3 protein-coding genes are annotated in these 1,734 nt (G+C 58.4%); 1 reads left to right on the plus strand and 2 read right to left on the minus strand.

The genetic code is table 11. From position 1 onward, the window contains the following. On the plus strand, window positions 1-437 hold a 437-nt coding region (gene ubiG, locus A2I95_RS35525; RefSeq protein ID WP_291737255.1), incomplete at its 5' end, for a bifunctional 2-polyprenyl-6-hydroxyphenol methylase/3-demethylubiquinol 3-O-methyltransferase UbiG. Between the two features lie 305 nt (window positions 438-742). On the opposite strand, the gene A2I95_RS35530 is transcribed toward ubiG, so the two are convergent. Further along, window positions 743-1,183, minus strand: a complete 441-nt coding sequence (locus A2I95_RS35530) for a MarR family transcriptional regulator (RefSeq protein WP_027257021.1) — start codon at window positions 1,181-1,183, stop codon at window positions 743-745. Then, window positions 1,183-1,734 (minus strand): nitrilase-related carbon-nitrogen hydrolase (locus A2I95_RS35535; protein ID WP_291737256.1); only part of this gene is annotated, 552 nt, incomplete at its 5' end. The genes A2I95_RS35535 and A2I95_RS35530, both read right to left, overlap by 1 nt.

A 1,734-nucleotide genomic window follows, 5' to 3' on the forward strand; every position in this document is an offset into this window, starting at 1 on the left:
ATGCCGAACAATCTGAGTTGGAGATCGACTACCGCCACACCACCGCCGAGGCACTGGCTGCTGCCGGTGAACAATTCGACGTCGTGCTGAACATGGAAGTGGTCGAGCATGTGGCCGATCCGCTGAGCTTCCTCGCCGCCTCCCGGACATTGCTGAAACCCGGCGGTCTGGAAATATGCTCAACCATCAACCGCAACCCAAAGAGCTTTGCCATGGCCATAATCGGGGCAGAGGTTATCATGCGCTGGCTGCCGCGCGGCACTCATGAGTGGTCCAAGTTTATCACCCCGGAGGAACTCTATGAACTGCTGCGCAACGCTGGCCTGAAGCCTGTTGACCGCAAGGGGTTCGTGTTCAACCCGATCACTTGGAACTGGTCCATATCCGAACGGGACCTGTCGGTAAACTACGTGACCGCCAGCATAAAGCCTGGCTAAGGGTGCCCTCTCCGGCCAGTTTTTTCTGCCTCCTATCCTAAAGGATAGGTAGTAATCCTTATGCACTCTTTGGCCACTGCATCCCGCTTGCTATCTTTATCAAGCGGGGTTTGAGTATTTTTCCAAGCCGCGATTGGGCGCAAGCTAAGAACCAAATAACTGCTTGCCATTGTGACTGGGGGGTCTGCCCAATGGCTAAATGATCGCCGTTCACGGCATGATGGGGACTGATGGGGAAGAGGGGCGCCTGCTTGCAGGCGTCCCCTTTTTTAACTCCGAGCAGATGACTCTTTGGAACCAGCCGCTCAGCCGCTCTCTTCCAGTTTGCCGCGCAGCTCGCGCAGAATAGGCAAAGTCGCCCGCACCCGGTCGCTGCCCAATTCACCCACAACTTCGGAGATCACCGGAATGATCCCGGCCAGTGCTGCATCCCGGGCCTGCTTGCCAGCCGGGCTGATCGCCACCATCTTGCGCCGTGCATCGTCCCAATCAGGGCGGACATGGATGTATCCCGCCATTTCCAGTTTGCTCAGCGTGTTGGTCATCGCCCCGCGGGTCACGTGAAACGCCTTGGCCAGCTGCGCGGGCGAGCGCTCCAGTCCAGCCCGTGCCAAGTGGTTCAACACCGAGAAATGCGACAGTTCCATCCCTTTGGGCAGCACTTTGCTGAGTCGCGACCGGGCCAGCTGGTCAGCCATTAGTATCTCGCTGAACAGCGATACCGCCAGGGAATGGGTTTCATCCATCAGGGTCCGTCAAACTCCCGGTCGTGGGTCAGGGAAGGCACGCGTTTGCGCGCTTCTGCAACTTTTTCGAGGTCGAGATCAACGTAAGTCACGCCCGGTTCCTGGCCGGCATCAGCCAGCACTTCGCCCCATGGGGCCACGGCAAGGGAATGTCCATAGGTATTGCGCCTTGGCCCGCGGGAAGCCGGATGTTTGCCAGTTTGCGCAGGCGCCAGCACAATGCAGCCGGTTTCAATCGCGCGAGCCCGCAACAGAGAATGCCAATGTGCGGCTCCGGTGATATATGAAAACGCAGCCGGCACTGTGATGATCTGCGCTCCGCCTTTGGCGAGCGCCCGGTGCAAATGCGGAAAGCGCACATCATAACAGATAGTCATGCCGATTCTGGCAAAAGGCGTCTCTGCCACAACCGCCTGGGTACCCGGCCTGTAGCCATCGGACTCGCGGTATGTTTCCTCGGGTGTGACCTCGACATCGAACATATGGATCTTATCATAGCGCGCCTTGATTTCACCCTGCGGGCTGATCAGGAACTGCCGGTTGGCAAAGCG

It is taken from the genome of Leisingera sp. F5 (assembly GCF_001593695.1).

Coding starts and splice junctions, on each gene's coding strand:
- A2I95_RS35530 (WP_027257021.1), bottom strand. CDS start 1,183: ATGGATGAAACCCATTCCCTGGCGGTATCGCTGTTCAGCGAGATACTA.